General features: G+C 59.9%; 20 protein-coding genes, 1 tRNA gene and 1 pseudogene. 9 read left to right on the top strand and 13 right to left on the bottom strand.

Features of this window, described 5'->3' with window-relative positions; all coding sequences use genetic code 11:
- Nucleotides 1–48: 48 nt before the first annotated feature.
- A complete protein-coding gene (locus tag BKD70_RS12950) occupies nucleotides 49–1,467 on the bottom strand; it encodes a short-chain fatty acid transporter (protein ID WP_047273298.1) in 1,419 nt (472 codons plus the stop codon).
- A gap of 212 nt (nucleotides 1,468–1,679) precedes the next feature.
- Here BKD70_RS12950 and BKD70_RS24265 point away from each other — a divergent pair, with 212 nt between their 5' ends.
- Nucleotides 1,680–1,844: a metallothionein gene (locus BKD70_RS24265; protein WP_080960279.1), complete on the top strand. Its 165-nt coding sequence runs from the start codon at nucleotides 1,680–1,682 to the stop codon at nucleotides 1,842–1,844.
- A 55-nt stretch (nucleotides 1,845–1,899) separates the two neighbouring features.
- Here BKD70_RS24265 and BKD70_RS12945 read toward each other — a convergent pair whose 3' ends face one another.
- Nucleotides 1,900–2,130 (bottom strand): DUF6555 family protein, encoded by a 231-nt coding sequence (locus BKD70_RS12945; RefSeq protein WP_047273299.1) that lies wholly within the window; start codon nucleotides 2,128–2,130, stop codon nucleotides 1,900–1,902.
- Between the two features lie 221 nt (nucleotides 2,131–2,351).
- Here BKD70_RS12945 and BKD70_RS25660 point away from each other — a divergent pair.
- From BKD70_RS25660 to BKD70_RS12915, 7 genes and pseudogenes are all read left to right on the top strand, one after another.
- Nucleotides 2,352–3,128 (top strand): annotated as a pseudogene (locus BKD70_RS25660) (PAS domain-containing protein); the annotation flags it as partial.
- A gap of 108 nt (nucleotides 3,129–3,236) precedes the next feature.
- Nucleotides 3,237–3,668, top strand: coding sequence for a methyl-accepting chemotaxis protein (locus tag BKD70_RS25655; protein ID WP_371057820.1), 432 nt, complete (start codon nucleotides 3,237–3,239; stop codon nucleotides 3,666–3,668).
- A gap of 97 nt (nucleotides 3,669–3,765) precedes the next feature.
- The gene (locus BKD70_RS12935; protein ID WP_047273301.1) at nucleotides 3,766–4,650 is read left to right on the top strand and encodes a Dyp-type peroxidase; all 885 of its coding nucleotides are present in this window, start codon (nucleotides 3,766–3,768) and stop codon (nucleotides 4,648–4,650) included.
- Between the two features lie 92 nt (nucleotides 4,651–4,742).
- Nucleotides 4,743–7,574, top strand: a complete 2,832-nt coding sequence (locus BKD70_RS12930) for a response regulator (protein ID WP_047273302.1) — start codon at nucleotides 4,743–4,745, stop codon at nucleotides 7,572–7,574.
- Nucleotides 7,564–8,754, top strand: coding sequence for an EAL domain-containing protein (locus BKD70_RS12925; protein ID WP_047273303.1), 1,191 nt, complete (start codon nucleotides 7,564–7,566; stop codon nucleotides 8,752–8,754). Before BKD70_RS12930 ends, BKD70_RS12925 begins: the two co-directional genes overlap by 11 nt.
- A gap of 120 nt (nucleotides 8,755–8,874) precedes the next feature.
- Nucleotides 8,875–12,090 (top strand): hybrid sensor histidine kinase/response regulator, encoded by a 3,216-nt coding sequence (locus tag BKD70_RS12920; RefSeq protein ID WP_047273304.1) that lies wholly within the window; start codon nucleotides 8,875–8,877, stop codon nucleotides 12,088–12,090.
- 69 nt (nucleotides 12,091–12,159) lie between these two features.
- Nucleotides 12,160–12,807, top strand: coding sequence for a response regulator (locus BKD70_RS12915; RefSeq protein ID WP_047273305.1), 648 nt, complete (start codon nucleotides 12,160–12,162; stop codon nucleotides 12,805–12,807).
- Between the two features lie 12 nt (nucleotides 12,808–12,819).
- Here the strand turns inward: BKD70_RS12915 and BKD70_RS12910 are convergent, their stop codons facing one another.
- The 9 genes from BKD70_RS12910 to BKD70_RS12870 all read right to left on the bottom strand — a co-directional run bounded on the left by BKD70_RS12910 (nucleotide 12,820) and on the right by BKD70_RS12870 (nucleotide 21,484).
- The gene (locus tag BKD70_RS12910) at nucleotides 12,820–13,581 is read right to left on the bottom strand and encodes a molecular chaperone (RefSeq protein ID WP_052892140.1); all 762 of its coding nucleotides are present in this window, start codon (nucleotides 13,579–13,581) and stop codon (nucleotides 12,820–12,822) included.
- Nucleotides 13,582–13,583: 2 nt separating this feature from the next.
- Nucleotides 13,584–14,897: a fimbrial protein gene (locus BKD70_RS12905; protein ID WP_047273306.1), complete on the bottom strand. Its 1,314-nt coding sequence runs from the start codon at nucleotides 14,895–14,897 to the stop codon at nucleotides 13,584–13,586.
- A 27-nt stretch (nucleotides 14,898–14,924) separates the two neighbouring features.
- Nucleotides 14,925–17,507: a fimbria/pilus outer membrane usher protein gene (locus BKD70_RS12900; RefSeq protein ID WP_047273457.1), complete on the bottom strand. Its 2,583-nt coding sequence runs from the start codon at nucleotides 17,505–17,507 to the stop codon at nucleotides 14,925–14,927.
- Nucleotides 17,508–17,591: 84 nt separating this feature from the next.
- Complete coding sequence (locus BKD70_RS12895) at nucleotides 17,592–18,320, bottom strand: molecular chaperone (protein WP_047273307.1); 729 nt, start codon at nucleotides 18,318–18,320, stop codon at nucleotides 17,592–17,594.
- A gap of 100 nt (nucleotides 18,321–18,420) precedes the next feature.
- On the bottom strand, nucleotides 18,421–18,948 hold the full coding sequence (locus tag BKD70_RS12890) for a fimbrial protein (RefSeq protein ID WP_047273308.1): 528 nt from the start codon (nucleotides 18,946–18,948) through the stop codon (nucleotides 18,421–18,423).
- A gap of 328 nt (nucleotides 18,949–19,276) precedes the next feature.
- Entirely contained in the window at nucleotides 19,277–19,582 is a 306-nt protein-coding gene (locus tag BKD70_RS12885; RefSeq protein WP_047273309.1) for a DUF6482 family protein, read from the bottom strand.
- Between the two features lie 14 nt (nucleotides 19,583–19,596).
- Complete coding sequence (locus BKD70_RS12880) at nucleotides 19,597–20,307, bottom strand: SDR family NAD(P)-dependent oxidoreductase (RefSeq protein WP_047273310.1); 711 nt, start codon at nucleotides 20,305–20,307, stop codon at nucleotides 19,597–19,599.
- Entirely contained in the window at nucleotides 20,304–20,846 is a 543-nt protein-coding gene (locus BKD70_RS12875) for a DUF3833 domain-containing protein (RefSeq protein WP_047273311.1), read from the bottom strand. Before BKD70_RS12875 ends, BKD70_RS12880 begins: the two co-directional genes overlap by 4 nt.
- 561 nt (nucleotides 20,847–21,407) lie before the next feature.
- Nucleotides 21,408–21,484: transfer RNA gene (locus tag BKD70_RS12870), tRNA-Met, on the bottom strand.
- 172 nt (nucleotides 21,485–21,656) lie between these two features.
- On the opposite strand from BKD70_RS12870, the gene BKD70_RS12865 reads away from it, so the two are divergent.
- A complete protein-coding gene (locus BKD70_RS12865) occupies nucleotides 21,657–22,874 on the top strand; it encodes an MFS transporter (RefSeq protein ID WP_047273312.1) in 1,218 nt (405 codons plus the stop codon).
- 26 nt (nucleotides 22,875–22,900) lie between these two features.
- Here BKD70_RS12865 and BKD70_RS12860 read toward each other — a convergent pair whose 3' ends face one another.
- Both BKD70_RS12860 and ychF read right to left on the bottom strand, forming a co-directional pair.
- The gene (locus BKD70_RS12860; protein ID WP_047273313.1) at nucleotides 22,901–23,959 is read right to left on the bottom strand and encodes an aromatic acid exporter family protein; all 1,059 of its coding nucleotides are present in this window, start codon (nucleotides 23,957–23,959) and stop codon (nucleotides 22,901–22,903) included.
- A 133-nt stretch (nucleotides 23,960–24,092) separates the two neighbouring features.
- Nucleotides 24,093–25,193 carry a redox-regulated ATPase YchF gene (gene ychF, locus BKD70_RS12855; RefSeq protein WP_047273314.1) on the bottom strand — a complete coding sequence of 367 codons (1,101 nt, stop codon included), beginning with the start codon at nucleotides 25,191–25,193 and terminating at the stop codon, nucleotides 24,093–24,095.

The following is a 25,193-nucleotide window of genomic DNA, read 5'->3' as shown; positions in this document are numbered from 1 at the left end:
GCGGTTCATCCTGCCCCTCTCCCACAGGGAGAAGGGCAGGGCGAGGGGTTAGGGCATCACCGGCGCCACATAAGTCAGCGTCGTGCCCAACGCCCACAGCAAAAACAGCACCAGTGGCGTGTGCACCAGCAATTGCACGAACGAGAAACCGATCAGGTCCCGTGCTTTCAAGCCCAGTACACCTAGCAGCGGCAGCATGTAAAACGGGTTGATCAGGTTCGGCAAGGCTTCAGCCGCGTTGTAAATCTGTACCGCCCACCCCAAGTGATACTCCAGATCATTGGCGACTTGCATCACGTAAGGCGCTTCGATAATCCATTTGCCACCCCCCGACGGGATGAAGAAGCCCAGCACCGCCGAGTACACGCCCATCAACACGGCGTAGGTATCGTGGGACGCAATCTGCACAAAGAACGTGGAGATGTGATGCGCCAGGGTTTCGCCGTTTGTGCCCTTGACCACCGTCATTAGGGCCGCAATCGAGCCGTACAGCGGAAACTGGATCAGCACCCCGGTCGTGGTCGGCACGGCGCTGGCCACGGCATTCAGAAAACTGCGCGGGCGCCAGTGCAGCAATGCACCGAGCATCAGAAACAAAAAGTTGTAGGTGTTGAGGCCTGAAATGGCGCTGATTGCCGGTTTGCTCGAGAACTCGTGGAACAACCAGCCCGCCGCCAGCAACACCAGCAAAAGGGTCAGCACCGGACTGTATTCCAGCCACTCGCCGGGTCGCGTGCGCGCCGGCAGTTTGGGGAGGCTGAAGGCCGGATCAACGCCGCAGGCCGCCGCATCCCGGGCCGATTCCGGCCCCGGCGCCGTGGCGTAGGCAACGATCAGCGACACCACCACCAGCGCCGCCAGCAACACACCGGATTGCCACAGAAAGATGGTTTCAGTGAACGGGATCACCCCGGTGATTGCCAGAATTGAAGGCGGCAGGCTGGCGGGGTTGGCCTGCAACTGCGCGGCCGAGGATGACAGCCCCAGCGCCCACACCGCCCCCAATCCCAGATAGGCGGCTGCACCGGCGGCGCGATAGTCCATGCGCAGGTTCGTGCGGCGGGCCAGCGCCCGCACCAGCAACCCGCCGAACACCAGCGACAACCCCCAGTTGAGCAACGACGCCACCATCGAAATCAGGGCGACCCAGCACACCGCCTGTCGGCCGTTTTTCGGGACGTGTGCCAGTTTGTCGATGAGTTTGACCGCAGGCGGTGAGCTGGCCACCACGTAGCCGCCAATCACCACGAAGCACATTTGCAGGGTGAAGGGGATCAGGCTCCAGAAGCCGTCACCGAACGCCTTCGCGGCATCCGTGGGTTTGGCACCCATCGCCAGGGTGGCCAGTGCCACGGTGATCACGGCGACGGCGGCAAACACCCAGGAGTCAGGGAACCAGCGCTCCGCCCAATTGGAGCAGCGCAGGGCAAAGCGGGCATAACGGCTGGATTCAATCTCAGCGGCCATGGGAAGTACCTCGTTGTTCTTATGATTATGGTGACGCCTGCGCGCAGCCTTTCAGAGCGTCAAGGCATCAGCGGCGGCGGGCCAATACAGTAAATCAATCGACGGGGATTTCCGATGGGCAGTCGCTTTGAACCAACTCGCGAGGTCTACAGTCACTGCCTGTAAGCGGCAATGGTGCCGTTGTGTAACGACCTCACTACAAGGAGTTCACGATGAAAGAGCAAACGTGTGATTGTCCGGACTGCAACTGCAAAGTGGGTGCCCAAGGCGTGGAGCGCGACGGGAAACAGTACTGCTGCAAGGCGTGCGCCGATCATCACCCCGACGGTCAGGGGTGTGCGTCATCCAGCGGTTGCCATTGCGGCGATAAACGCTAAATGAGCTGAGTGCAGACTCGCGCAGTCGTGGACTGCGCGTTTGCGCCACTGCCCTTCATGTTGAAGCCAGGCGCCATTTCACGTTGGCAATGCCTTTTCGTTCCATTTGCGCGCGATCGAGCTTTTTGGCGGCTTCGCGTTCATTGCGGGCAATGCGTTCAACCCCAGCGTCACAACCCGCCCAGTACCAGGCCGTGAGATTGTCCAGCGCGGCGTGGCGGATGATGAATGACTTGGGCTCGCCATGCAGCGTGTAATCAATAATGAATAATTTTGCCGAGTTCATGATTCAGACATTTCTCCCTGTGTTGAGTAAGTGAGTCTGTGGCTTTCAAAAAATTCACTCCAATTGACGGTCGCCGCCATCGGTTCAGGGCTATCTGCCAGTGGACTGATGTGGATCCATTAAAAGGTGAATTTTTTTGATGAGCGGTCGTCTCACCCTCTCTAGAAAATCGGCCTGACGCCGATGTCGTGGTATGCAGCCCCCATTCCCTCAGGTATCCCATGTTTAACAAACGCATGAAGCAAGAGCTAGCGGCTCTTCGTGAAGAATTGTCCAGCCTGCAGCAAGTCAGAGAGAGCCTGGACAGCGAAATGCTGGTGCTCTCGCTGGGAGCGGATGGGCGCATCGAGACGGCGAATCACAACTTCACGCAAGAAATGCAGTATGCAAACAGTGCGCTGGTGGGGCGGCACATTGATGAGCTGGTGCCTGCGCACCTGAAAAACGACGAACATTACCGTCGGTTCAAAACGGCGATGACCCGCAACGAGCATTTCAGCGGCACCGTGCGTTTGTTGCGCGGCAATGGCCAGGAGGCATGGCTGCGCTCGATCATGCAGCCGATTCTGGATTCCAGCGGGCGTGTGCTGCGGATTTCGATTTTCTCCAGCGACCTGACGCGCACCATCGAAACCTCCCGCGACCACGAAAACCTGATGAGTGCCCTGTTGCGTTCCACGGCCGTGATCGAGTTCAACCTCGCTGGCGAAGTGCTGACGGCCAACGATCGTTTTCTGCACGGCATGGGGTACACCCTGGCGCAAATTCAGGGCAAGCATCACAGCCTGTTTTGCACGGCTCAGGAGCAGAACAGCGCTGAATACGAGGCGTTCTGGAAGCGGCTCATTGCCGGTGAATTTGTTGCCGGGCGTTTTCAGCGCGTTGACAGCCATGGCCGTGACGTCTGGCTTGAAGCCTCGTACAACCCTGTGCGTGACGCCAATAACACCCTGTACAAAGTGGTCAAGTTCGCGACGGTGATTACCGATCAGGTCCACCGGGAGCAGGCGGTTTCAGAGGCGGCGGGTATCGCTTACAGCACGTCTTTGCAAACCGATGAAAGCGCCCAGCGCGGCACCAAGGTGGTGACCCAGGCCGTTGAGGTCATGCGGGATCTGGCCAAACACATGCAGCAGGCCGGCGATGGCATCGAAGCCCTTAACGACCAGTCGCAAGTGATTGGGAGCATCGTCAAAACCATCAGCGCGATTGCCGAGCAAACCAACCTGCTGGCGCTCAACGCCGCGATTGAAGCCGCCCGCGCCGGGGAGCAGGGGCGCGGTTTTGCGGTGGTGGCCGACGAAGTGCGGCAATTGGCCTCGCGCACCAGCAAAGCCACGGAAGAGATCATCAACGTGGTGCGTCAAAACCAGGACATGGCGCGTGACGCCGTGACCCTGATGGCCGACGGCAAATTGCAGGCCGAACAGGGGCTGGCATTGGCGGCGGAAGCGGGCACGGTGATTGTCGAAATTCAGGACGGCGCGCAAAAAGTGGTGGATGCGGTCGGGCAATTCGCCAACCAACTGTCGACCTGAGTCGTGATGCACGAGGGTTGCGCATAAGAAAAGTAACCTTCGAGTGACGGAAAAAGAACGTCTGGGAGTAAACTCTGCGCTTTCCAAAGGAGTTTCTATGAGTCTCTACCAGTCGAGCATTCTGGCTAAACCTATCCCTTCGCAAGCGCGTTACCTGTTTTTCGCCCTCAAGTCAGTAGAAGCATTGCCGGCTGCACTCGACGTTCTGTCGCAGTGGGTGGACGGCAAAAGCGTGGTGGCGGGGTTTGGCTCGCCGCTGGTAATGGCGTTGGGGGCTAAGGTTCCAGGCTTGCGCGTCTTTCCGGCACTCAATGCCATGGTTGAAAACCCGTCGACCCAGCACGCCCTGTGGTTGTGGCTGTTGGGTGATGACCGTGGCGAGCTGCTGCATCGCAGCCAAAAAATCGAGACGGCGCTGGCGTCAGCCTTCAACCTGCTGCAAGTGACGGAAGGCTTCCGCTACGGCACCGACCGCGACCTGACCGGCTACGAAGACGGCACGGAAAACCCGGTGGACGATGCAGCGGTTGAGGCCGCCATCGTTGCCCATGCAGGCCCGGGCCTGGACGGCGGCAGCTTTGTTGCGATCCAGCAGTGGCAGCATGATTTGAACGGTTTTGCGGCGCTGCCGTCCGAAGAGCAAGACAACATCATGGGCCGTCGCATGAGCGACAACGAGGAACTGGACGACGCGCCAGCGTCCGCCCACGTCAAGCGCACTGCCCAGGAAAGCTTCACACCTGAGGCCTTTATCGTGCGCCGCTCGATGCCGTGGACTGAAAACGGCAAGTCGGGCCTGATGTTTGTCGCCTTCGGTCGCACCCTCAACGCCTTTGAAGTGCAACTGCGCCGCATGAGCGGCATGGAAGACGGCATCATTGATGGTCTGTACCGCTACAGCCGACCGCTCAATGGCGGCTATTACTGGTGCCCACCGATGAAAGATGGCCGCCTGGACCTCGCAGCGGTGTGCGCGGGCTAACCCGTTTTGGTGTTCTCCCCCTGCCTTGGCTGAACCGTTTTTTTAAGGTTTGTCTGATGTTTCACATGCTGCTGGCTCCCTAGGCTGGCAGCATGAAGCTCAAACAGTTTTTCCGTCCGTTAGATGCCTCGTTCTCGACCTCAATCGCAGCGCGTACGTTGCTGCGTTCTTTTTTCGTGGCGTTGCTGCTTTCGTTGTTCGGCGGGCTCTATGTCTATGTGAATTCCAGCTTTGACCGGGAGATATCCAAGCGTCGCGGCTACATGAGCGGCGCCATTCTCGAAGCCCAGCGCTTTTTTACCGGCCATGAAATTCTCCTCAAGAACTTGAGCTTGTCGGCGGTGCGCAACACCAGACCCGCCCCCCCTGAAGCGCAAGCAGACAGCGACGAGTTCCAGCTGGTGTTGGGGCAGGGCGCCCATTCGTGGAGCCTGTGGCAAACGTCCCGCGAACTGGATTACCTGCGCAGCCAAAAAATAAACCTGCTGTACGTCAAGGCGGGCAACGCTTTGCAGGCCGAGCGCCTGACGCAGGCGGCACTCAACCCCGTGGCAGTGAACCAAGACGTATTGCGTCAGCTCAAGGCGCTTGAGCACTCGCAGGCGACGGTCACCGGTGAGCATTGGTTTAACGCCACGCCGAATCTGGTTATGACAGAAAGCTCGGCGCTGTACCTGTTTACCTTGCTCGACAAGCGTGACCCGGCGTCAGGCTGGCTCGGACTGGAGATCGAAGGCGCGGATATTTCCGCGGCCATGGACCGCAAGCACGCGGGTGACTTTGTCGTGCTCAATGCACGGGGGGAAGAAATCTTCGCCAGTGCCTTGAACCCTGGCCTGCGACAGGCCCTGCAACGGTTTCCCGGTGATCGGCATTTTGGTTTTACCGGCGACGGGCTGTTGCCCGATTACCTGATCATGCGCAACCAATTGGGGTATGCCGACCTGCACGTGGTGTACTCGATGGAGTTCAGCCACTTGCTGCTGGCCATGCGCGAGCCGTTGTTGATTGCCCTGCTGCTGGGGTTTGGCAGTGCGCTCGGGATGGGCTTGCTGGTGCGGCGCATTGAGCGGCAGTTAATCACCCCGGCGATTTACCGCAAACAGGCCCTGATCGAAAGCGAGGCGTTCAGCCGCGCGGTGATCCAGACCGCCCCTGTCGCGTTGTGTGTGCTGCGTCGCGCCAACGGTGCCGTGGTGCTGGAAAACACCCTCGCCCAGCATTGGCTGGGGCGCGGCCGTGAACGCGATGAGCTGTGCCATGAATGGATCGATCACGCGTACAACAACGACGGTATTCATCGCATCGATGAATTTTCGGTGGCGGGGCGTCATCTGCACATCAGTTTTGTCGCCACCCGTTACAAGGGTGAAGACGTGTTGCTGTGTGCATTCAGCGATATCAGTGCGCACAAGGAAGTCGAACTGGCGCTGGAGCAGGCCAAGCGAGAGGCCGACAAGGCCAATGAAGCCAAAACCCTGTTCCTCGCCACCATGAGCCATGAAATCCGCACACCTTTATATGGCGCGCTGGGCACCCTGGAATTGTTGGGCCGCACCCAGCTCAACCCGCGGCAACAGGAATACCTGCACGCCATTCAGAATTCGTCGTCGACCTTGTTGCAGTTGATTTGCGACGTGCTCGACGTGTCGAAAATCGAGGCCGGGCAATTGGCGCTGGAAGTCAATGAATTCGCACCGCTGGACCTGATTCAAGAGGTGGTCAACGGCTATTCGGCCGCTGCGCAAAGCAAGGGGTTACAGTTGTACGCACACATCGACCCGCACTTGCCCGATCAACTGATCGGAGATGGCCCGCGGATCCGGCAGATCCTCAACAACCTGTTGAGCAACGCGGTCAAATTCACCGAAAGCGGGCAGATCGTGGTGCGGGTCAACGTGCAAAGCCGGATCGACGAGCGCGTCACCGTGCTGTGGCAAGTCACGGACACCGGGCAGGGGATCGCGCAGCAAGACCAGCCGTTCCTGTTCGACCCGTTTTACCAGACCGGCAACCGCGCCAATGTGATTACCGGCACCGGGCTGGGCCTGTCGATTTGTCAGCGCTTGACGTACCTGATGAGCGGCAGCATGCGGGTGGTCAGCGAGCCGGGGCTCGGCAGCAGCTTTACCTTGACCTTGCCGCTTGAGCAGAGCAACGCGACGCCCGTGAGTGCACTGGTCGAGTTGTTGCCAGAAACGGTGTTTGTGGTGTCGTCGATGCAGGAAATGGCCGAGAACATCTGTGGCTGGTTGCGCCGCTGGGGCGCGAGGGCGCAAGTGTTGCGGGCGGGCATGGACATCAGCGACAGCAGCGCCGTGCTGGTTGAACTGCACCCCGGCGAATACCAGCAGCACCTTGCGCCCGACTGGCCGGGGCCGGTGATCGTGGCCTGCGGCAATGTCTGCTTTGCCCCGCCCGAGCAAGAAACACCGCAATGGCACGTCAACTTGAGCTACTTGCAAGACCTGCGTCGCGCGGTCAGCCAGGCTCAGGGGTTGAGCCCCTATGCGCGGCCTGTCGGGCCGGGCACCCGTGTCTACAAACCGCTGGGCCTGCATGTACTGGTGGTCGAAGACAACGCCATCAGCCAGTTGATTCTCAAGGATCAGCTTGAAGAGCTGGGCTGCACGGTGGATCTGGCCTCGGACGGGCTGGAGGCGCTGGCGCTGTGGCAACAGTCGACCTTTGACCGGGTGCTGACCGACGTCAACATGCCCCGCATGAACGGCTATGAACTGGCCACGCAATTGCGCCAACGCGATAGCAGCGTGCCGATCATCGGCGCGACCGCCAACGCTCAGCACGAAGAGCGCGAGCGCTGCCTGGCGGTGGGCATGAATGAATGCCTGGTCAAACCCTTTGGCCTCAGTGCCCTATTTACCTGCCTTGAGCAAACCGGGAGAAAGTCTCATGCCGTATAGCGTTCTGATTGTGGAGGACCATCCTTTCCAGCATGAATACTTGCTCAACTTGTTCCGCGACCTGGGCAACATTCGTGTCGAAGCCGCCCGCGACGGCAATGAAGCGTTTGAGTGGCTGCAAAAACAACCGTTTGATCTGGTGCTCACCGACTTGCTGATGCCGGGCATGGACGGCGTGCAATTGATTCAGCGGCTGGCGTCTTTGCCACACAAACCTGCCCTGGCGATCATGAGCGCGGCTTCGCGGCGGATGATTGTCAGCGCCAGTCTGGTGGCGCAAAGCATGGGGTTGAGCGTGGTGGGGCAGTTGTCCAAGCCGGTCGTGCCGCTGGCGGTGCGTACGTTGATGACCACGCTGGATAAATTGATCACCACCGATCAACCCGTCGCCCGCGAGCCACTGGTGCTGGAGCGCGAAACCCTGCGTGAGGCCATGCGCAGCGGGGCGTTACAGGCGTGGTTCCAGCCGAAAAAATCCCTGCACGACGGGCATATCGTGGCCGCCGAGGCGCTGGCGCGTTGGGTCCATCCTGAACTGGGGTTGCTGATGCCGGCTGATTTCCTGCCCTCGCTGGTGAGCCTGGGCCTGGAAAAAGAGCTGTTGCTGCTGTTCATCAAGCAAACGATTGCTGCCCAGGCGAGCTGGACCAGTCAGGGGTACGACATCCCGGTGTCGATCAATTTGCCCACCCATTTGCTCGACGACGATGACCTGGCGGATGCGCTTCATGATTACGTGCGCGCGCAAGGCGGGATCCCGGCGAAACTCGCTTTTGAGCTGATGGAGTGCTCGACCACGCAGGACATCAGCAAGTATTACGCGGGCGCCTGCCGGTTGCGCATGAAAGGGTTCGGGCTGGCACAGGACGACTTTGGCCAGGGATTCAGCTCGTACTTCAACTTGGTGTCCACGCCGTTCACCGAGTTGAAAATCGACCGGGCGCTGGTACACGGGTGTGTGGAAAACGAGAACCTAGCGTCGGCGCTGGCCAGTATCGTTGCGCTGGGGCGGCAATTGGGGCTCGAAGTGGTGGCCGAAGGGGTTGAAAGTCAGGAAGAGCTGGCCTTGTTACGCAAGCTCAACTGTGACCGGGTGCAGGGTTTTCTCATCTCGCGTGCCGTATCATCGGGCCACTTCGGCCACCTGCTGCACGAAGACGCACCGCCGCGACTGCACTGACCTCACCCTCGGCATCCCGTTGTTTCTAAAAGGTGAAGACCGCACGCATCGGCCGGCTTGCGCTCGACTAAGCTTCGAGCCAGCGCCGGTCAGACCCTCACGTAAATTACAGGACGTACCATGACCACCGACAGCACCTCACTGGGCAAACTCGCATTGAGCTCCATGCGCTTGAACCGTGGCGTCCTGATTTTGGTCGGGGTGGCGGTCGTGCTGGTCGGCACCTGTGCGTGGGCGTTGCAGCGTTTGCTGGACGTGGAAGTGAACAAGGTCGATTACCATTTTTCACGGCTGGTCGAGAGCCTGAATGAAAACCGTCTGTTTTTAAGCAACGTCAACAGTGCGGTGAATGACGCCCAGGATGTACTGACCAAGAACATCACCCCGCTGCAAAGCACGTTGGTGTTTCATGGGGCCGGGGTGAACATTTACGAAGGCAAAGAGTTTTCGTTTTCGACCCCCTTCAACCTGGCACAAAGCGACGCGAGCGAGACGGTTAGCCAAACGGCCTTTTCACTGGGCATGCACTTGGCCAACTTCTATAGCGAGTTTTGGTCAGGCTCGGTGGTCACTTCACCACAATTGTTTCTGTTGCCGTCCGGGCATGAATTCACCCTTGCCGTGCCCGCCATCGGCGCCCGTCGCGGGCATGCGGCGATCCTGAGCCTTGAGTCGTATCTGGAAACCAGCAAAGGCCTGTTGCAACTGTTCAAGGAGCGCCAATCCGCGCTGCAAGAAGGGCAGGTGTATTGGGCCAATACGGGCAATGTCAGTGAAGGCAACGCCAAGGTGTTCGGGTTTATAAAAATCAATTTGCCGACCCGGTTTCTGCGGGTTGAAGGTGATGATCGCGAAGTGCTGCTGGCCGCGTTGATCAATGTGCGGCGCCTGTCGGAAACCCCCACCAGTGTGGACACCCCGGCGTTTGATGATTTGACCCTGATTGCACCCTCGGGCGAGGTGTTGCTGGGGCGTCGTGATGAAAACAACACGCGGCCCGACGGCATGCGCTTCACCTCCAGCGGGCTGGAAATGAAAGTCGCCAGCGACGGTGACGAGCGTTGGACGGCGGTGTACCGGATCAGCTATGACAGTTTTTTTCATTACGCAAAATGGCAGTTGTTGAGCATTTTCGGCGTTGCCTTGCTCTGCGTTTACGTGGGCTGGCTGGTGAACCGCTGGTATCGGTTACGCGTGGTGCGCCCGGCCGAGCAGGCGCATCGGCGGGTGATTGAAAGCGAAATCTTCAGCCGCGCGGTGATCGACACCGCGCCCACCGGTTTGTGCGTAGTGCGTCAGTCCGATAACCGGATGTTGCTGGCCAACAAACGGGCGCAAGCATGGCTGGGCAACTCTCAGTACATCTCACGCTTGATCCGCGAGCAGCAAGCCGATATGGGGGAAGCGTGCGTTGAGGTGGGCGGGCGCTACTTGCACGTCAGCTTTAGCAGCACGCGCTACCAGGGGCAGGACGTGATTGTGTGCGCTTTCAGCGATGTGACCGGGCACAAGGACGATGCCGCCGCGTTGACCCGCGCCCGGCAACAGGCCGAAGAGGCCAGCCAGGCCAAGACTACCTTTCTGGCTACCATGAGCCACGAAATCCGCACGCCGCTGTATGGCGTACTGGGCACCCTCGAATTGCTGGAACTGACACCACTGGACAAGCGCCAGCAGGTGTACCTGAACACCATTTCGCGTTCGTCCTCCACCTTGTTGCAGTTGATCAGCGACATCCTGGATGTGTCGAAGATTGAGGCGGGGCAAATGGCGCTGGAGCCGGGGCGGTTCTGCCCGCTCGACATGGTCGAGGACGTGGTGGATGCCTACGCTGCAGCGGCCGAAGGCAAGGGGCTGCAAATCTATGCCTGCATTGACCCCCAGGTGCCCGATCAGTTGGATGGCGACCAGTCGCGCATCCGCCAGATCCTTAATAACCTGCTCAACAACGCGATCAAGTTCACGGACTATGGCCGCGTGGTGCTGCGCCTCAAAGTGGTGCAGCGCGACACCCAGCACGTGACCTTGCAATGGCAAGTCACCGACACCGGCGTGGGGATTTCCGAAGCCCAGCAGCAGCGCTTGTTCGAACCGTTTTATCAAGTGTTCAACGGCCACTCGGCAGGCGGCACAGGGCTTGGACTGTCGATCTGCATGCGCCTGTCCGAGTTGATGGGCGGGCAACTGCGCGTGGTCAGTGAGCCGGGCCTGGGCAGTAGTTTCAGTTTGCTGCTGAGCATGCCGATTCTGGAGGGAACATTACCGGCCGTCAGTGACTTGCAGTTGCGTCCGACGCCGGTGTACGTGCGCGCACCGGTCACCGAGCTGGCCGAAACCACCTGCGGCTGGTTGAACCGCTGGGGCGCACAGGCCTTGGTGGCGTCTGCCGGGCCGATCAACCTGTCGCCGGGCGCGGTGTTAGTGGATTTGCTGCCCGGCCGTCATGGGTCGCTGGAATGGGACGGCCCGCGCGTGATTGGCGTGCCGGGTGCCGGGCAGCCCGAGCACACGCCCCAGGGCTGGCAAGTGGGTGTGCACATGATCCGTGGGCTGGCACGGGCGGTGATGCTGGCCCAACTCGGGCGGGTCGCTGCCGACACCGGGCGGGTGCCTTTGATCCGCGAGAAGCTGGCGCTGCGCGTGCTGGTGGCCGAAGACAACCCGATCAACCAGACCATCCTCAAAGAGCAACTTGAAGAGCTGGGCTGTCGCGTGGTGCTGGCGTCCCACGGGCAGGAAGCGCTCAGCCTGTGGTCACCGGACGCCTTCGACGTGGTGCTGACTGACGTCAACATGCCGATCATGAACGGTTACGAACTGGCCGGTGCCATTCGCCAGCAGGATGCCCACATCCCCATCATCGGGGTGACTGCCAACGCCATGCGCGAGGAAGGCGAGCGGTGTATCGCCGTCGGCATGAACGCACGGATGGTCAAACCCATGACCTTGCAAACGTTATGGACCGAGCTGAACCGCGCGTGCGACATCGGCACGCCAGACGCGTTGCCGGAGGCCAAAACCGTTGCAATGGGTCATGATCACGCGCCCGTCGACGCCCCGATTGTGGTCAGTGCGCGCATGCGTGACTTGTTTATCAACACCATGGGCGCGGACATCACCACCGCGCAGCAAGCGTTGACGGAGCGTGACAGTGACGCACTCAAAGCGCGGCTGCATTGCATCCGTGGTGCGCTGGCCGTGGTTCAGGCCCATGCGCTGGCCGAAGGTTGCGGCGAACTTGAGCGCCGCCTCGAAGGTCATGTACTGGATGAGTCTTTGCACAATCAGATCGAGGTCTTGTTGGCGCGTATCAAGCGCGCCGTCGCCGCTGTCTGATATTTTCGTTTTCCCACGCCACCGATTGAGCCGTTCACCGTGTGATGGCTCTTTTGACAGGATGTACCTGTGCCAAAAATAAAAGTCGTATTAGCAGATGACCATCCGATTGTGCTGATGGGCGTTAGCGAGCTGATCGAGCGCGACGAGCGTTATGAGATCGTGGGCCAGGCTCAGACCTCCACAGAGCTGATCGAGCAGTTGCAGCGCTTGCGGCCCGACATTGTGGTCACCGACTACAGCATGCCGGGGGATGAAACCTACGGTGACGGGGTCAAGCTCATCGAATACCTGATCCGGCACTTTCCCGAGGTCAAGATTCTGGTGCTGACCATGCTCACCAACAACCTGATCCTGTCGCGACTCTATGACTTGGGGGTGGGCGGGATTATTTTGAAAAACGGCGACTTGAACCAGATCCCGCTGGCGCTCGGTGCGTTGGCCAAAGGCGATAAATGGCACAGCAAAGCCGGTCAGGGGGCGGCCAGCGTGGTCGAGCGCTCAGATGCGGTGCAGGCGCGGATTGCCAGTCTGTCAGTCAAGGAGTTTGAGGTGCTGCGCCGGTTTGCCTCGGGCATGAATGTGCGTGATATCGCTCACTCGCTTAACCGCAGCGTGAAGACCGTGAGTTCGCAGAAGGTCTCCGCCATGCGCAAGCTGGATGTGGAAAACGACCACGCCTTGCTGACCTTCTGCATCAGTATGAATCTGATTTGAACCGTGGCGGTTTCAGGGGTGGAGCACCGGGGCGGTGCCGGTGTGGAAGTGGCCGCCGTCATCGACCCAGGTAAAACTGACGTTGAGCCCTTGAGGGTTAATCTGGCTGCCGGAGGCCATGGGGTAACGCTTTTCACCAAAGGGCGGCGCCATCATGTCGAGGGTTTGCGGCACCGCCATTTCTTGGTGGCGGTCGACCAGGCGCAGTGACGCCATCGACGCGTGATACGGGGTCGGATTGCGCAGCACCAGCACCCAGTGTTCGCCCTGCTGCTCCAGCGTGAAGGTCAGCTTGGCGGGCATTTCATCCGGGGTGGAGGGCAAGTTTTTCGGGCGATAAAAAATCTTCATCTGGGTGTTCATGGCCAGCGCTACAGCCGCTTCAGGGGCGGGCGTGGCACCGGATTTCGGGGCGATTTCATAGAGGTTGAGCCAAAACACCGATTCGCGGTCCTTGGGCAACGCATCGCCGTTATAAAGAATGCGCAACCCCTGAACCGCCCCTGGCTGCATGCGAAAGACCGAGGGCAAGGCAATCATCGGAGACGTGCTTTTCTCGGGGGGTTGCTGATCTTCGCCATCATTGACCCAGGTTTGCACCACCACCGGATAGGGGTTGATGTTGGCCAGCATCAGCGAACGTTCGGTTTGCCCTTGTTCGTAAATCACCCGCGTGCGGGACGCCATGACGCCCGCCTGCGCCGGGAGAATGAACACAAACAGCAGGCCGATCAGCATCAGGCGCGTGAGGATGAGGGTTATTTTTTGAGTCATGATTACTGCACCTTAACGAGAACATAGGCGGTGGCATTCACCTTGCCCGGTGTGGCTTTGCGGCCCGGCAGGGTTTTGAGTACCGCGGTCAGTGTCTGTGTGTACGTGGTGTAACCCGAGGCTGCGCTGCCGTTGGCGCTGGCTCCGTCCTTGACCGGGTACCAGCCGCTGGCATTTCCGCCCCCGGCGATCCCGGTGCCCAGAAAATTCATCGCTTTGCCGTCCTTGTTCAGGGCAATGCCTACCCCGGTGGCGATGGTGGGGTCGGTGCCGTAGCCGTTGGAAACCAGATGCGTCACCCCTTGTGTCCCGGTCAGCAACCCCAGCTCCACGGCCTTGGCATACGCAGCTGAAGAGACTTGCACGCCCAGCGCGGTCTGATTGGTGTTGACTCCCGACACCGCCTGATCGCTGCATTCAATCTCGATGCTGAAATCGCTTTCGCGGGTCATGTTGTCGTTCAGTTCCTGGGCCGTGACCGGCGGGAACACCACCAGCGGCGTGACATTGCGCGCGACGCAGGTGGCGGTGTAGCTGATGGAGGCCGCGCTGCGCATGCCAAAGCCGATGCCGTTGTACTGGCCCCAGAAGGAATAATGGGTATTGGAGTCGGTGCCCACGGTGTCGGACTTATAGCCTGGCCCCTGAAATTGCACATAACCATTGGGCTGGGTGCAGGTGTAGCTGTAGGTGCCGCTGCCACTGGCAGCCGCCATGCCGCCGCAATAGTTACTGCCGCTGCCGGATGTGGGCGGCAGGCTGGAGACGCGGGCCAGATCCGCTTGCACCATGCTCAGGTGCTTGGGTTTGATTTGCAGCTTGGTGCCGACCACGTCGTATTGGGTGATTTTGCTTTGCTGCCAGTAGCGGGTGAACACTTTGCCGGAGTTGAGGTGCGTCAGCTTGAGCCCGACATAGGGGAAGTAGGTGGCGTAGTAGCCGGGCAACCCGTCATTGGTCGCGGTACCGGCGCCGTTGCCGATTTCCCAGTAGCCACCGACCCGGTCATCGCCGTTGGTGGCAAACACTTCATACAGCTCGTCCTTGTCCGCCAGGTCGCATTCCCACAGCACCGTCTCGCTGTTGAGGCCCGTGGCGGTGGCGCTGTCCACAATCGTCGTGCCCAGCGGCGTCCCCACCGGTTGCAGGTAGGTGCTGGTGAGGTTGACCCGGCCAAAGTTGATTTGCGCCGAGTAAGGGTCCAGCACGGTGATGCCGTTGTAGACCCGTCGGCACGTGGCCTCAGCCGTGGGAAGCAAGCCGAGTGTCAGCGCCAGCAGCAGTAACTGATTCAATCGTGGGCGTAAGGTGAACATAAGAAAGCCTCGATTTTCGGGGGTGAATTAACGCGATGAATCCACTGGGCGGCAGTCGCTGGTCACACGCAGCAAGGGCTGGTCCAGATCGCGTCCGGAGACGTCGTAGTGCAGGGCGCATTGCTCTTCAGGGCGATCGCCCCAGCGCAAGGTCAAGGCGCCTGCTGGCTTCTCGCTGCGCAAGTAGGCCTGGCTGCCCTGACCCACCATGCCGATTACGCTGCCGGTTTCATCAAGTACATCCGCGCCCATCGGTACGGCCTGGTTGTCGGGCAGCAGGGCCTTGACCAGCAGGGCGTTACCGCTGCGGGTCTTGAACGTGATCTTGACCGCGGCACCGGCGTACGGCGCCACCCGGCGCTGGCCATCGTCGAGTTCGGTTTTCTGGTTCATGCCTTCCGGGGTGATGGCCACGGTGTTGTAGCGGTAAGGCGTGAGGGCTGGCACCAGGGCATAACCCGAATCATCAATGGTCGTGCCTTGGCTGTTCATGACTTTTGCACCGCTGGCGCCTTTGGCTTCAATCAGCGCAAAGGTATCGCCCAGATAAGGGCCGAAGGTCACGCCGCCGCTGTGCAGTGCCACCGCGCCGCGGGCGCTGCCGGACGCCTGCCAGTAGTCTTCACCCTTGGACGCGCTGAGGGCGAGGCTGGTCTTGGGCAGGCGTTTTTGCAGGTTGCCGCTCCAGGTGTTCTGTTTTTGTTCGGCGTCGCGGGACACATCCACGCCGTAGCTCAGGGTCTGCTCGGCCCCGGCGGTGCCGGACATTGAGGTCTGGTACACGTTGCCGTACGTCGAGCTGTGGCTGACGGAACTGCTCAACGTCGGTGTGTTGCTTTTCGACGGGCTGCCCAGCGGGAACGAGACCGAGAGCAACGTGACTGTTTCAGTCGTGCCGGGGGAGGCCGGGTTCCAGCGGCCGCCGTTGACGTTATTGCCCGCGTTGTGGCCGTCATAGCCGCCGTTACGGGTGTTCTCGACACTGCCGGTGGACTGGCGCGAGACCGACAAGTTGAAGCTCACCGAGTTTTGCAGGGTGTTGGCATAACCCAATTGCAGTTGCGTGTCGCGCTCGCGGCCGTTGCGGTAATCCTGAGTCGAGCCCGACACATAAATCGAACCGTAGGATTCCAGGCTCTGGTTCACGGATACTTCGAAGCGCGAGCGTTGCAGGTAGCTGGCCGAGTCCCAGGTCTCACCTTTGTTCAGGGATTCGCGCACACCGAGCACGTCGCCCAGGTCGCGATACCCGGCGGTTGAGTAGCGGTAACCGGCAATCGACAGCGTGGTGTTGGTCGGTGCGAAGGTGCGGCTGTACGACAGGCGTGCCATCCAGCCATCGACCAGCCCTTCTTGCGGCATGTCGGCGCGCGAGTAGGTGGCATCAAGACCGAACGCCCCCAGCCAGTTGGCATAGACGCCACCGAACACCAGCGCCTGGTAGCCGTCCGCGACCCGCAAGCCGGTGTTGGCCGTGAGGGTGTTGGTCAGGCCGCGTTGATAGGTGAATTCGCTGAACAGGTCGTTATCGCCCACGTCGCTGGTCTTGCCCACGGCCGCGCTGTAGCGCGAGGTGCCCGGGCGCAGGGATTCCGGCACTGCCGAGAACGGCACGCTGAAGCGGCTGATGCTGCCGTCGGCTTCCTGCACCGTGACGTCAAGGTCGCCGTTGTAATTGGTGGCGTACAGGTCGCTGATTTCAAACGGCCCCGGCGCGACGGTAGCTTCGTAAATGTCATTGCCATTCTGGCGCACAGTGACCTTGGCGTTGGTCTTGGCAATGCCGCGCACCGTCGGCGCATAGCCGCGTACCGATTCGGGCAACATGCGCTCGTCGGAGGTGAGTTGTACCCCACGAAACCCCAGCCCGGAGAAGAAACGCCCCGAGGTGTAACCTTCGCCCGCCGTCAGTTCACTGCGCAGGCTGGGCAGAGCACGTTGCACATACGTGCGGGTAGCGTTCCAGTCGCTGCCGTTTTTCGAGTCATAGCGCAGGGACGCTTGCTGGCGCAGGCGCCACATGCCCAGGTTCAGGCCACTGTTGAGCGCCACATAGCTGGAGTCCGAGTCCTGGGCATGACTGGCGCTGCGGCTGACGTGGTACTGGTTGGCGCTGTAGTTGATGAACCCGATGGTGTTGCCCGCGTCCAGGTTCTGCGGTGACACATAGCCGCGCGGCACCTGCAGCATCAGGCTTTGCGGCATGCTGATGTCGAGGCGCAACTGAGCGAAATCGAAATGGCTGCTGGCGCCTTTGACCGTGTCCCCGAGCAACGGGCATTGGCTGCCGGGGGTGTCGGTGATCGCCGTGGCCAGCACGCCCGCGCCTTCCAGCAGCGCCCGTGGCAGGCAAGGTTGCACATCGCCCTGCGCCACGGCGACAAACTGCACCGGCACGCGCTCGACAAAACGGTCATTGAGGTACAGGTCGACCGTGTAGTGGCCGGGATCAATGGCGTTGATGGTGTTAAAGCGCGACAGGGAGCCGCCGCCAAACATCATGTTGTCGTCGAACTGGTAGTCGTCGCTGGTGCTGGCTGAATCGGTTTGAGCCTGTGCCGTGCCCGCCGTCAATGCGCCACACAGGATCGACGACGACGCCAGCAACATGGCCCACAACCAGCGGCTATGCGGGGCGCGGGTGCGGATCCGGCAGGGGATGTATTGAGCCACGGACATGTGTAGTTCCCGAGGTTACTGAACAGGCTGGTCGGTGGTGACGTCGGCGCCGTAATCGTTCACCAGCGTCAGGCGCAGTTGATTGCCGGCGCTGGCCCCTTTGACCGGCCATTGCACCTTGGAGAAGGGCGGGACCATCACGGCCTTGGCCACGTTGACCGGCTTGCCGCCCACCAGCAGGTTGGCCTGGCGGATAACCGCGTGATAACCGCTGTTGTTTTCAGCGCTCAGGTGCTGGTTCGAGCCGCTGCCTTGCAGGGTGAAGGTCATCGATCTGGCGATGTCTTCGGGGTTGCCGCGAATGCTTTGCGGGCGATAAAAGATCTTCATCCGGCTGCTCACGGTGAGCATCAGCTTGTTGGCTTCCATGTCGTGAGCCTTGAGCGCGGGCATTTGCATGAAGTTGATGTAGAACACCGACTCACGGTCTTGCGGCAGGTCCTTGCCGGTGTACACCAGACGCACGATTTGCCCGGCCTTGGGGTTCATCCGGAAAATCTGCGGGCTGGCGATAAAAGGGGCGTCAGCGGTTTGTGGGGTCGACGCCGGGTCGCCCTTATCCACCCAGATCTGCACCAGATTGGGGTACGCGTCATGGCTGGTGAGTTGCAGGGCTTTTTCGCGAATGGCGGCGGGGTAGATCACCCGCGTGCCGCTCATGACCACACTGGCCATCGCGCTCTGGGCAAGCGTTACGCCGATCAGCAAACCGACGGACAGGGCTAAGCGTTTCAGGCAGGTCATGGCCAACTCCTTCCGAAAGGCTGGGAAAACAGAAAAGGACAAGCGAGGTGCGGACCCGCCGCTTCGCAAGGCGCGAAGACGGCAGGTCAGGGGGTTACGCTTACAGGTAGTCGAGGGCGTATTGAGCCGACGCTGAAACGGTACCGGCCGTGGCAGCGCCGGTGCTGATGTAACGCGCAGCGAAGTCGTGGCTGGTGGCGGTTTCGTCTTTTTTCAGCACCAGGCCTTCAACCGACGTCATGCCGCTCAGGGTGATCGGCGTGCCACCGCTGGCATCCAGCAACTGGATTGCAACGTTTTGCGCCGTTCCGGTGTTGCCCAGGTTGCCGCCTGTGTTGACGTTGGCACCCAGGAACGTGGTGCGAATGTTCAGGTCGCCCGTGGTGGGGGCGGTGCAACCCGTCACGGCGATGGTGAAAGGCGTTTCACCGGCGAACTTGCCTGCGGTGTCCAGATCACTGGATGCCACGGTGGGCAACACCACGATCGGGCTGCCAGCGTTACCGTTGACCGACACCTGGCACGTCTGGTCAGACACCTGGCCTTTGAAAGTGATGGTGTTTTGGCTGGCGGCGAACGAGATCGCCGGGAATGCCGTCATCGCGATGAGCAGAGCAGTACGCTTCATAGTAATAATCCTGATAACTGGAGATGAGGCTCGAGCCCAACCCATTCTTCGTGGAGTCGGTCAGGAGCAGATTCAGCCAGTGCAGGTTATCGGGGGCAGGACCGGGCTTTAATCAGACGATTCTTAAAAGGCCGTGGCGGACGATTGAGACGGGGGATTTGCCCCAGGCAAAAAAAATGGCTGACCGTGCGGCAAGCCATTTTTCGGTATGGGTACACGGTCTTTATCAACCGGGGTTTGACGCGACGGTCACCTCTGAGGTCCAAGGGCAAGGGGGCGCCCAAACCAGCGAAAAACGCTCATCCGCTCACGCGCGTCGACTTCGTGTTCACAACGGTGTGGAGAGCGAAAACGGAATGCGCAGTTCCCCGACAGGCCCAGTATCGCGGCCGCACATTTCGTCGTGCACGCAGTGCTGCACCAGCACGCACGGAAATGCCGGCACGGTGTGCAGCACCTGCCGCAGGTGGGGGATTGAGCGCAGGTGCATCGGCTGGGCCGCCTCGTCAAGCAAGGTGAACTGGCCGTGATCCAGGCGGATTCGTGCCAGATAAACACCACCTTCGAGTGACAGCAGCTCCAGCTCGCGTATTTCGCTGTTGGCCGCATGTTGGGTGAGGGTGTGCAGGTTCATGCTTCACTCCTTGCCTACCAGGGCAGGCGTTGTCCATCGTAAGCAAAGAAATGGCCGCTGTCGGCCGGAGTCAACTGGTCAATCAAGGTCAGTAATCGGGCCGCGGCAACGTCTGCGGGACGGGCGGTGTCGGCGACGCGGAAAGGATGCGACAGCCCCGAGATGACCGTGCCCGGGTGCAGGCTGAGCAAGCGGCTGTGCGGACGAGTGCGCGCCAGTTCGATGGAGGCAGTCTTGATCAGCATGTTCAGCGCGGCCTTGGAAGCACGGTAGGCGTACCAGCCGCCCAAACGGTTGTCGCCAATGCTCCCGACTTTTGCTGAGAGCATCGCCATCGCGCCGCGCGGTGCGAGCAGTGGTAGAAAGTCGCGCAACACGATGGCCGGCCCCAGCGTGTTGACTTGAAACACAGCCTGCAGCGCCTCGGGTTCGAGGGCGCTGATGCTTTTTTCCGGTTTGATCCCCTCGCGATGGAGCAGGCCGGCCGCGTGTACGATCAGGTGATACGGCGCTTCGGCTGCCAGTTCGGTGGCGGCGCTGGCAATCGTTTCGGGACGTTCAAGGTCCAGCTCGGGCACGGTATGGCGCCCTATCGCACGAACCCCGGCGCAGCGCGGATCTTGCCTCAGGTGTTCGCAAAACGCCGTGCCGAGGGCGCCGCTGGCGCCGATCACCAGCGCGCGATAGCCGTCGTCGAGGGAGGTCATGGTCACGACGTGGTTCATTGGCTCACCCCGGCGCCCTGACGGCGGAAGAATATCGTCACCTGACCCACCTCAACCCCGAACTTGGACATACTGGTGCGGTTGATTAACGTGTCTTCGTCCATCAAGTACATCCAGTCGTCCATGCTCATTTCGTAGGTCGAATCATCGACCGGCAGGTTCAGGCGGTACCGCCAGTGCAACGTGTTTCCGGCGATTTGGCCGTTGGCGATACCCACCACATCCTCGGCGCGGCCGCTCCAGCGTCCCTGGCCCTCGGGCGTGAGGGTCCAGACGCGGCGTTGGCGGGTGCCGTCGCTGTAGAGGAAGCGCTCGTCGAGAATCAGGTTGTTGCCCTCGCGACGGCTGACGATATTGACCTCGAAACGCTTGACCACCTCACCGCTGCGCTTTTGAAACATCCCCCAGGCTTTGACGGGCTGGCTGAAAAACTGCTCCAGATTCAACGCCGGTTGCTGATCCGCGTACCGGGCGACATCCACACCGGTACAACTGGTGATGCTGAGGGCCAGCGCCAGTAACAGCAGTAATCGTTTCATTGCCTTTCTCCCTGAAGCACGCGGCTCACGCGTGCGAAGCATCGCGCCATCGGTGCGTTCGGTGGGCAGTCCCGGTAGAGGGTTCTGCGTCGGCCTTTTGGGTCAGTATCAACCCTCATCTAAATACTTGTACAAGCCCAATCGACTTGTATAGGCTTTATTCAAGATAGGCTGAAAAAAAATCAACTGACAATCCATCGGCAATCTTTTTATGCAGAGGCGAAAACCTCACCTTGCTGAGCACGAGGCTGCCTGCGGCTCACCAGTGCGGTGGGGGCATGTGCGATAGCTTTGGGCACGTTATTCAAGGGGCCTTATCAGGCCAGAAAGCGGTTAGCGCCGATGGAGTAGCGACTGTGCTGCGTAGGTGTTTTGAATGGGTTGCGCTGGATTGGGGGGGGCACGTCGATTCGAGTTCGTAACGACGGAGGTAGACGTGGGATGCACGGAGGGGGAGGTATGGAGAGAGACAAGGAGAAACCCCCAGACACAAGAAAGCCCGCACTAGGCGGGCTTCTTGTACTGTTTATAGACTCATTGAGACATCTGTAAACAAGCGTTTGGTGGCTACACAGGGACTTGAACCCCGGACCCCAGCATTATGAATGCTATGCTCTAACCAACTGAGCTATGTAGCCAATGGCGCGCATTATTCCTTCGAGCAGGGCATGTGTCAAGCAAATATCTTAAAAAATTCTTTGTTCAATCAACCGCTTAAGAATTTACGGCGTTTGGATGGCAATATCCTGTTAAAAAATGGCACATTGACCGACCTGCAAGTGCGCATTCACCTGATGTACGGAAAGTCTCATGGCCCTTAGCAACGCTCAAACAACAACAACGACTGCCTCACAAACGCCTCAAACCAGCCCGTTGGTGCTACGCATTATCGGTGCAGTGGCGCTGGCGCATCTGATCAATGACTTGATTCAAGCCGTTCTGCCTTCGATCTATCCGATGCTCAAGGCCAAATATGACCTGACCTTTACCCAGATCGGCCTGATTACCCTGACCTTCCAAATGACCGCCTCGCTGTTACAGCCCTGGGTAGGTTATTACACCGATCGCCATCCCAACCCGTTGCTCTTGCCTGCGGGCATGGTGTGTACGCTGGTGGGGATTTTGATGTTGTCCCAGGTCGGCAGTTTTCCCTTGATCCTCCTGGCCGCCGCGCTGGTGGGCATCGGTTCGTCGACCTTCCACCCCGAGGCTTCACGGGTGGCGCGTCTGGCCTCAGGCGGGCGCTACGGTTTTGCACAGTCTACGTTTCAGGTGGGCGGTAATGCCGGTTCTGCGTTTGGTCCTTTGCTGGCAGCATCGATCATCATTCCATTCGGGCAAGACAATGTGGCCTGGTTTGGCCTCTTTGCGCTGTTCGCCGTTGGCTTGCTGTATGCGATCAGTCGTTGGTATCGCAGCCACTTAAACCTGTTCAAGCTCAAAGCCGGGCAAAAGGCCACCCACGGGCTGTCTAAAAATCGGGTGTTGAGCGCGTTGGTCGTGCTTGGGCTGCTGGTGTTCTCCAAATATTTCTATATGGCGAGCCTGACCAGCTACTACACGTTCTTCCTGATCGAGAAGTTCGGCGTCTCCATCGCCAATTCGCAGATGTACTTGTTCCTGTTCCTCGGTGCGGTGGCGGCCGGTACGTTTTTTGGCGGTCCGATCGGCGACCGCATCGGGCGTAAAGCCGTGATCTGGTTCTCGATTCTGGGTGTAGCGCCGTTCACTTTGCTGCTGCCCTATGCGGACTTGTTCTGGACCAGCGTGTTGAGCGTCATCATCGGCTTTGTACTGGCCTCGGCGTTCTCGGCGATTGTGGTGTATGCGCAGGAATTGGTGCCAGGCAATGTGGGCATGATTGCCGGTATCTTCTTTGGCCTGATGTTTGGTTTTGGCGGGATCGGTGCGGCGCTGTTGGGCCATCTGGCGGATATTCACGGTATCGAATACGTGTACACCTTGTGCTCATACCTGCCGCTGCTGGGTGTGCTGGCGATTTTCCTGCCGCGGACCAAAAAGGTCTGATCCGCGCAGGTAATCAGCCTCAGCGCTTAAACAGTGGGTTTGTCGTTTTGGGTGGTGAAGCCAAACGTCAGCAGGGCACTTTCAACCGTGCTCATGTGTTGCAGGCACAGTTGCCACGGCGCGGACACCGCATCGGCCACTTCATTGGGCGCCACGGGAAGCAATACCGGGCGCTGGTTGTCGCTGGCGATGGCCGCGCAGCCTGACGCCACACTGGCCAACCGTTCGTGCAATGACGCTGGAGGCGGGCCTTGTTCCTTGCGCAAGGCATCGGCAAAGGCCTCGGCGAACAGTAGCGAGCTGGCGTACAGGCGCACGGCATGGCGTTCGTAGCGGCTGGCAATGTCTTTGACTTCCCGTGATACAAAGCGCCCGCGTAACGTCCAGCGCGCCGTATTACGGGCGCTGCTGATGCCGGTTTCCAGAGCAATCAGGCTGTCATGGGCGGCCGAGAAGATCAGCACGGCATTTTTGGCTTTGTTGGCGTCGTTCTCTTCCAGTGATTGCAGGCTTTTACCGAAACCTTTCGCCAGCTTTTCCAGCAAGTCCTTTGCCGAGCTGTCGATGATCCCGATGGGGTTCGGGGTCAGCAGGATCTGACTGAACACCAGCCCGACACCCGCGCCCACCAGCACGTCCATCATGCGCACAACACCGGCGCTTTCTGGCCCCACAGCCAGCATCAGCACGGCTGAGACGCCCGCTTGAATCGGTACGACAGCGCCCAGGCCATACAGCGCTGCAATGGCGATGGCGGAAAACGTGGCAAATCCGATCCGCAGCAGGGGATAGCCGTCAGGCAGCCAAAGCGCGGCTTCCCCCACGATGATCCCGGTGGCCACCCCGACCATCAGTCCTACTGCCTGTTTGCCATGGCTGGGCAGGCCGGGCGCCAGGCACACGACAGCGCTGATGGCTGCAAACACCGGGTGTTCATGCCCCAGGAAATGCACCGCCAGAATCCACGCCAGCGCGGCGGCAATGGCTGAGGCCAGCGCATCACGCCAGCCGGAGGCCCAGCGGGTTTTGATTTTTTCGACCAGCGAATCGATAGAGCGTGTCAGGAAGTTGGGGCGGGCGATCATTCAGGCTCCTGAAATTGAACAATGGTGGTGATAACCATAGACCTTCGCGTGCCGATAGCGTGCGCCAAGGTGCCGCCGTCCAACTCAGAGCCAAAAAAAACCGCGCCTGAGCGCGGTTTTTTACGTGTGGTGTTTACACGTTGAAGCGGAAGTGCAGAACGTCACCGTCTTTAACGATGTAGTCCTTGCCTTCCAGACGCCATTTGCCAGCGGTTTTGGCACCGGCTTCACCCTTGTACTGGATGAAATCGTCGTAGGCGATGACTTCGGCGCGGATAAAGCCTTTTTCGAAGTCGGTGTGAATCACGGCGGCGGCTTGCGGGGCCGTTGCGCCTACTTTTACAGTCCAGGCGCGTACTTCTTTAACACCTGCCGTGAAGTAGGTTTGCAGGTTCAGCATCTGATAACCGGCACGGATAACCCGGTTCAAGCCCGGCTCTTCGAGGCCCAGCGCTTCCAGGAACATGTCCTTTTCTTCGCCTTCTTCCAGTTCTGCGATTTCCGCTTCGATCTTGTTGCAGACCGGAACGACCAGTGCACCTTCTTCTTCGGCAATGGCCATGACCACGTCGAGGAACGGGTTGTTCTCGAAACCGTCTTCAGCGACGTTGGCGATGTACATAACCGGCTTGGTGGTCAGCAGGTGGAAGCCACGGATGATGGCTTTTTCGTCTGCCGACATGTTCTTGATCAGGCTGCGGGCTGGTTTGCCTTCGGTGAAGTGGGCGATCAACTGCTCCAGCAGAGCCTTTTGAGCCACGGCTTCTTTGTCGCCGCCTTTGGCGTTGCGCGCCACTTTCTGCAACTGCTTTTCGCAGCTGTCGAGGTCAGCGAAGATCAGTTCAAGGTCGATGATTTCGATGTCGCGTTTCGGGTCAACGCTGTTGGAAACGTGAATCACGTTTTCGTCTTCAAAGCAGCGGACTACGTGAGCGATGGCATCGGTCTCACGAATGTTGGCCAGGAACTTGTTACCCAGGCCTTCACCTTTGGAGGCGCCAGCTACCAGGCCCGCGATATCGACGAACTCCATGGTGGTCGGCAGCACCCGCTCCGGGTTCACAATGGCAGCCAGCGCGTCCAGACGCGGATCGGGCATCGGCACGATACCGGTGTTCGGTTCGATCGTGCAGAAGGGGAAGTTCTCAGCCGCAATACCGGATTTGGTCAGGGCGTTGAACAGGGTGGACTTACCGACGTTAGGCAGGCCGACGATGCCGCAATTGAATCCCAT

The organism is Pseudomonas sp. BS-2016 (genome assembly GCF_001806145.1).
GTDB lineage: Bacteria > Pseudomonadota > Gammaproteobacteria > Pseudomonadales > Pseudomonadaceae > Aquipseudomonas > Aquipseudomonas lundensis.
Note: the sequence above shows the minus strand (reverse complement) of the source record. Positions and strands in the feature narration are given on the sequence as shown.